The 5341-nt window shown below is 66.5% G+C and carries 7 protein-coding genes and 2 pseudogenes; 5 read left to right on the top strand and 4 right to left on the bottom strand.

From position 1 onward, the window contains the following. Window positions 1–98 precede the first annotated feature (98 nt). The 3 genes from ACFQ79_RS40140 (at window position 99) to ACFQ79_RS40130 (ending at window position 1725) form a co-directional block, all read left to right on the top strand. Window positions 99–263 carry a hypothetical protein gene (locus ACFQ79_RS40140; protein WP_383593205.1) on the top strand — a complete coding sequence of 55 codons (165 nt, stop codon included), beginning with the start codon at window positions 99–101 and terminating at the stop codon, window positions 261–263. A gap of 378 nt (window positions 264–641) precedes the next feature. After that, a complete protein-coding gene (locus ACFQ79_RS40135; RefSeq protein WP_383593203.1) occupies window positions 642–1184 on the top strand; it encodes a hypothetical protein in 543 nt (180 codons plus the stop codon). A gap of 1 nt (window position 1185) precedes the next feature. Then, a complete protein-coding gene (locus ACFQ79_RS40130) occupies window positions 1186–1725 on the top strand; it encodes a hypothetical protein (protein WP_383593201.1) in 540 nt (179 codons plus the stop codon). A gap of 277 nt (window positions 1726–2002) precedes the next feature. On the opposite strand, the pseudogene ACFQ79_RS40125 reads toward ACFQ79_RS40130, so the two are convergent. The 3 genes and pseudogenes from ACFQ79_RS40125 to ACFQ79_RS40115 form a co-directional block, all read right to left on the bottom strand. Next, window positions 2003–2077, bottom strand: a pseudogene (locus ACFQ79_RS40125) (N-acetyltransferase); the annotation flags it as partial. A gap of 214 nt (window positions 2078–2291) precedes the next feature. Beyond that, window positions 2292–3076 (bottom strand): annotated as a pseudogene (locus ACFQ79_RS40120) (transposase family protein); the annotation flags it as partial. A gap of 105 nt (window positions 3077–3181) precedes the next feature. Continuing rightward, the gene (locus ACFQ79_RS40115) at window positions 3182–3304 is read right to left on the bottom strand and encodes a hypothetical protein (RefSeq protein ID WP_383593197.1); all 123 of its coding nucleotides are present in this window, start codon (window positions 3302–3304) and stop codon (window positions 3182–3184) included. 209 nt (window positions 3305–3513) lie between these two features. On the opposite strand from ACFQ79_RS40115, the gene ACFQ79_RS40110 reads away from it, so the two are divergent. Next, a complete protein-coding gene (locus ACFQ79_RS40110; protein WP_383593194.1) occupies window positions 3514–4389 on the top strand; it encodes a transposase in 876 nt (291 codons plus the stop codon). A gap of 86 nt (window positions 4390–4475) precedes the next feature. After that, on the top strand, window positions 4476–4730 hold the full coding sequence (locus tag ACFQ79_RS40105) for a transposase (protein ID WP_383593191.1): 255 nt from the start codon (window positions 4476–4478) through the stop codon (window positions 4728–4730). A 128-nt stretch (window positions 4731–4858) separates the two neighbouring features. Here ACFQ79_RS40105 and ACFQ79_RS40100 read toward each other — a convergent pair whose 3' ends face one another. Next, the gene (locus ACFQ79_RS40100) at window positions 4859–5095 is read right to left on the bottom strand and encodes a hypothetical protein (protein WP_383593188.1); all 237 of its coding nucleotides are present in this window, start codon (window positions 5093–5095) and stop codon (window positions 4859–4861) included. Between the last annotated feature and the right edge of the window lie 246 nt (window positions 5096–5341).

Below are 5341 nucleotides of genomic sequence, written 5' to 3'. Positions count from 1 at the left end.
AGCTATCTCGCCGGCGTCCACCTCCGCGCCGCCGTGATCTGGATCGACGACCTGATCAAAACCGCCGAATGATCACGACATCACACAGGCCCTAGGACATGGGGACGGTCACGTGCGCCGACGTCGCATGCGCGGGGCTGCTCTGCAGCGGCATCCAGCGGCGGGACCTCGATGAGGCCGGGGCTCGGGCCGTCTATCGGCACGCCGCCGATCTGCTCGCACACCTCGAACGCGGCTCGGTCGCTGCCGACGCCACTGCTTGAGACGTCACCAGCCGGGTAGACGCCGGGCGTACGAAACGCTCAGCACAACGAGGCGAGCTGTGCGGAACGGTCACAGAACCGGAACCGAAGGCCCCGCGCCCGCTCCGGAAGGTCTCCGCTCCCCGCACCCGCCCCGCAAGCCCGGGCACAAGCCGTACCCGGGCCGACTTGCCGTCTCCCACCGTGCGGCCGCCTTGCCGGAACCTCCGGACTGACAGCCCGGCGAAGGCCCGACGAGGAAGAGGCGAGACCGGTGCCCACGATGTGCCCGACGGCGCCTGATACGTCGCACCAGGACTCAGACTCCAGCTGATCCCGCAGGGACAGCGGGCAGCCGCATGAAGGAAGTCGGACGAGGCCCCAGGACGGAGGCCAACCATGTCAACCAGTGCGCTCATCGCCGTCATTGCCATCGCAGCCGTCGTAGTGATCGCGCTCGCGGTCGGACTGTGGATGGCGGCGCGCCGCCGACGGCTGCAGAAGAAGTTCGGCCCCGAGTACGACCGCACGATCGAGACCGAGGGCGGCCGCAAGGCCGCGGAACGCGAGCTACGCGCCCGCGAGGAACGCCACGACGAGCTTGAGATCAAGGAGCTGCCACCTGAACGGCGAGACCGGTACGCCGTCGAATGGGGCAGCGTCCAAGAGCATTTCGTGGACCGGCCGGAAGGTTCCGTGAGGGAAGCCGACGAACTGGTGTCGCGGCTGATGCGTGAGCGGGGCTACCCCACAGAGGACTACAGCGGTCAGCTGCGTGATCTGTCGGTCGAACACGGCCGAACCCTGGCGCACTACCGGGCCGCACACGACGTCAAGGTGCGCAGTACCGGTCATGAGACGACAACCGAGGAACTCCGCGGGGCGATGGTGCACTACCGCGCCCTGTTCGACGACCTACTGACTGACCAGAGGAGCCGGTGAGATGCGGAACCACGGAAGCAGCGACGAGCGAGTGGGAGACGCCGACATCACGACGGAGGACATCGCCCACCCGGCGTCGGCGTCGGAGGCTGGTACCCACACCGACACGGATGCCGAGTCCCATACCGCGCAGGGCGACGGGCGGAAGACGCCCGTGTACCCGGGGGAGGCCACGGCGGACGCGGCCGCAGAGGAGCGGGAGGATCGCGCGAGCGGGGACGGGCTCCCGGGGGACGGCGGAGCGGAGTCGGGATCGGCGCGGGCCGATGTTGATGAGCCGCTGCTCGGTGCCGACGACACCGCGAAGTACCAGGAGAAGTGGGGCGAGATACAGGGCCGGTTCGTCGACGACCCGCAGGAAGCGGTGAGGTCGGCGGACGCCGTGGTAGCTGAGGTGATGCAGACCCTTGCGCGTTCCTTCTCCGCCCACAAGCAGGGGCTGGAAGAGCAGTGGGGCCAGGGCGAGCAGGTCGCGACCGAAGACCTGCGGCTGGCGCTGCAGCATTACCGGTCGTTCTTCAACCGGCTCCTGAACACCTGACATGCGTCGGCCCGGCGTCATCCGCCGGGTCCAGTCCAGGACTGGTCCGGTCCGTGTGACCGTGTGACTCGGCGTGCGTGCAGATCGCAGTGACGTCTCCGATGCCCGCTGGGCGTTGATCGAGCCGGTGTGCGTCGCCCAGCGGACCGCGAGGTCCCGAGTCGGAGGCGACCCGCCGCTGGTCGACGGACCTCGGGATCGACTTCCACGAGGTTCGCGTTGAGACCAACGCGTACAACCTCACTCTGCTCTTTTCCGAGCTTCAGGTGAGCGAGGTCGGCCGCAGGTGATGAGCACTGCCCGGCAGCGGTACCAGGACGGGATGGACGAAGTTGTCGGGGAGCCAGCTCATGGCGCCCGACCGTAGCAGCGCGCGGCCCTCTGTTCCTTCGGGTTTTGCCCGTATCCGCCAGGACCGGCTCTCATGCCGGGCAGTGCGCGATCACCCGATCGAGACTTCCGTTCGATCGACAGACTCCATGATCGGTATGGGCAACGGCTTCCAAGAGGTCGTTTTCATCCAATGTTTCATCCGAGATCGGCCGTTCTGTGGTTTTCTTCGGCTCGCGCCAGGAGACGGTGTTCTCGCCGGTGAGGCGGCGGGCCATGAGGCCGGTCATGGCAACGTGGATCATGGCTTCGGAGCGGGCGGGAAGGGCTTCGTAATCGCGGGCGAGGCGGCGGTGGAGCATCAGCCATCCGTAGGTCCGTTCCACCGCCCACCGTTTCGGGATGAGGGTGAAACCCCTGGTCCCGGGCTTGCGGGCGGTGATCTCCATGTCGATCCCGAGGGCGGCGGCGTACTCGACGAGGCAGGCCTGGACGATGCTGTGGGCTCGTGCTGCGGTCAGGTCGTGGGTGCGTCCTGGAAGGGCTCTGGAGAACCACGGCGGAACGCCGTCGGGGCGGGCGATGACTGCACGTTCATGCCGTGCTTCCTGTGTTTCTGGCTGTAGTACGGCTCGTCCGCGGCAATGCGGTCGGTGGGGACGAGGGTGCCGTCGACGATCGCGAGGTCTCCTTCACCCATGCCGGTGAGTGCCTCGTGCAAGGCCTGGAGCCCACAGGGCAAGGACCTCGATGGCCTCGTCCACGTAGCGCCAGGCGGTGGCCTCGGACACGCCGAACCCCGCCCCGAGCCGGGCGAACGTCCCGTTCTTCCGCAGATACGCAAGCGCGAGCAGTGCCTGTTTGAAGAGACCGAGCTTCCGCCAGGGCGACTTCAGCACCCGCCGACGGTCATGGATGAGCCAGGACACATGCTCGACGAGCTCGTAGGAGACGTCGAGCATGGAAGGACACGGAACCAACAGGGCCCCTCGGTCGCCCATGTGATGAGTGAGATCACCACGCAGACGACCAGGGGCCCTGCCCTGTCACACCCTCGCCCACCAGGCCATTTCACCCTCCCGGCGCAGGATGAAAGAGGCCCAAGGAGCAGGATGAAAGTGAGTCACTATCGCGGACCCACGCTGGTGAAGTAATCGCCGGTGATGTAGAACCCGTCCGCGGAAGCCAAACCGCCCAACGGCACGATGGCGACGAACCCTGATACCAGCACCGTGCCGATCAGCTTCACGATCCTACGACGGAGCATCTAGCTACCTCTTTCTCGTTCAGAAACCACCACCGCACCACGGCGGCCCGTGCACGAATAATGATTCCCGCGCCGTACACTCCCCCTGAGCAACCACTGCTCAAGTGTATATGGGCCTTGACCCCTGGTCCTGGACACGCGAGAGGGAGTGTCATGAATTAGGTGGGTTCCTTCCTCGAAGGAGTCATCTGATGGGTACGACGACGGGTCACACGATCGGGATGGCCGACGGCGTGTCGCTTGCCAGGTCTGACGGGACTGCTGAGGGTTCTGGTGTGAAGCCGATGCCTGCGTCCGAGAACGGTCTGTCGCTCGAATTGCTGGAGGAACTGGCCGCTCTCGCAGCGGAGAAGACCGCGGCCGGCGGTCTGCGTCTGATGGGTGAGGGCGGCATTCTTCCCGAACTCGCGCAGCACCTTAAGCAGGCCGCGCTCGAAGCGGAGATGGAACTGCACCTGGCCGATGAATCGGTGACCGCCGGAGGCCGGGGTTCGCGTTCGGGAGGTAATTCACGCAATGGCTACCGGGCGAAGAAGGTGATGACGGAGGTCGGTCCGGTGGTCGTGAATGTTCCGCGCGACCGGCTGGGCACCTTCCGTCCCGGACTGCTGCCGAAATATGCCCGGCGGACCGGCGCCCTCGACGACATGGTTCTCTCGCTGACAGGGAAAGGACTGACGTCCGGGGAGATCGTCGCCCATCTCGCCGAGGTCTACGGGATGACCACGTCGAAGGAAATGGTCTCCACGATCACGGACAAAGCATTGGAGCCGATGGCGGAATGGCATACCCGCCCGCTCGATTCGGTGTATCCGGTCGTGTTCATCCATGCGATCCACGTGAGAATTCGAGACGGGCAGGTCGCCAACCGGCCGGTTTACGTGGTGATCGCGGTAACCGCGGACGGCTACCGTGAAATCCTGGGCCTGTGGACCGGGCAGGGCGGCGAAGGCGCCAAGTGCTGTCAGACCGGTGGAAGGCGGCCCTCAACGAATTCGACGTCCTATTTGACGGCCGACTTACGGGCAATCAGTTATAGGCCGGACAGCCCAGCAAAAAACCTGTAGGCCAAGCAGACGAACCACACCTAATTCGTGATAGACCCACGCGAGACACTGGATCCTAAGGATTCGAGGACGGACATCTCGTAGTCATGAAGAATTGTCCGCCGGAGTTCAAGGCGGATGCGGTCGCGCTGTACCAGTCGCGACCCGGAGCGACGATTCGGCAGATCGCCGGCGATCTGGGGATCAATCCCGAGACGCTGCGGAACTGGATCCGAGCCCCGGCGCGAGTCGGCCCCGGGGCCGGGGTGAGGCGACGCCGACGCCGCAGTCCCCGCTCGAGGCCGAGCTCGCTGCCGCACGCAAGCGGATCCGTGAGCTGGAGGAGGAGCGCGAGATTCTAGGGCGGGCCGCGAAGCACTTCGCAGGGGGACGCGCTGGTGAACCGCTGCCAGTTCGTCGAGGAACACCAGCGCCGATACGGCGTCAAGCGGTTGTGTCGGATCCTGGGGATCGCTCGCTCGAGCTTCTACTACTGGCGGGCTTCCGCTCCTGCCAGGGCTGCCCGGCAGGAGCGGACGCGGCACTCACCGCGCGTATCCGCCAAGTCCACCAGGACTTGACGGTGACCTTGCCCAGGGAGTCCTTCATAGCCCTTGCGGTCATCGAAGGCGGCCCAGGTGCGATCGGCCTTGCGGACGGCGTGGTACTGGCGGGTGGCGCTGCCGGTGGCGATGACGATCTGCGCGTCGCCGCCGGTGCCGGCCATGCGGCGCCATGGTCGGGGGAGAAGGCGGTGCTCTCCTCGGGGAACCAGGGAGGCGCGCCGGCCAGCAACCCCGGCGACCCTTTGTGTGGCATCGGGCGGCGCACCCTGCTCGGCGGCTCGGCCGCCTTTGGTACGCGGCCAGCGGCCAGCAGGCTGCGGCGTGTGAGCGGGGACGAGTCGGCCGCTGCCGCTAGCGTCGGGGTCCGAATCGCGGAACCGACGCCGTCCGTGGGTGCCGGGCCGCGT

Origin of the sequence: Streptomyces sp. NPDC056480 (assembly GCF_042795405.1) — a bacterium.
In the GTDB taxonomy this organism is placed as follows: Bacteria; Actinomycetota; Actinomycetes; order Streptomycetales; family Streptomycetaceae; genus Streptomyces.
The sequence above is the reverse complement of the archived record's forward strand: the minus strand, read 5'-3'. Positions and strand labels throughout refer to the sequence as shown.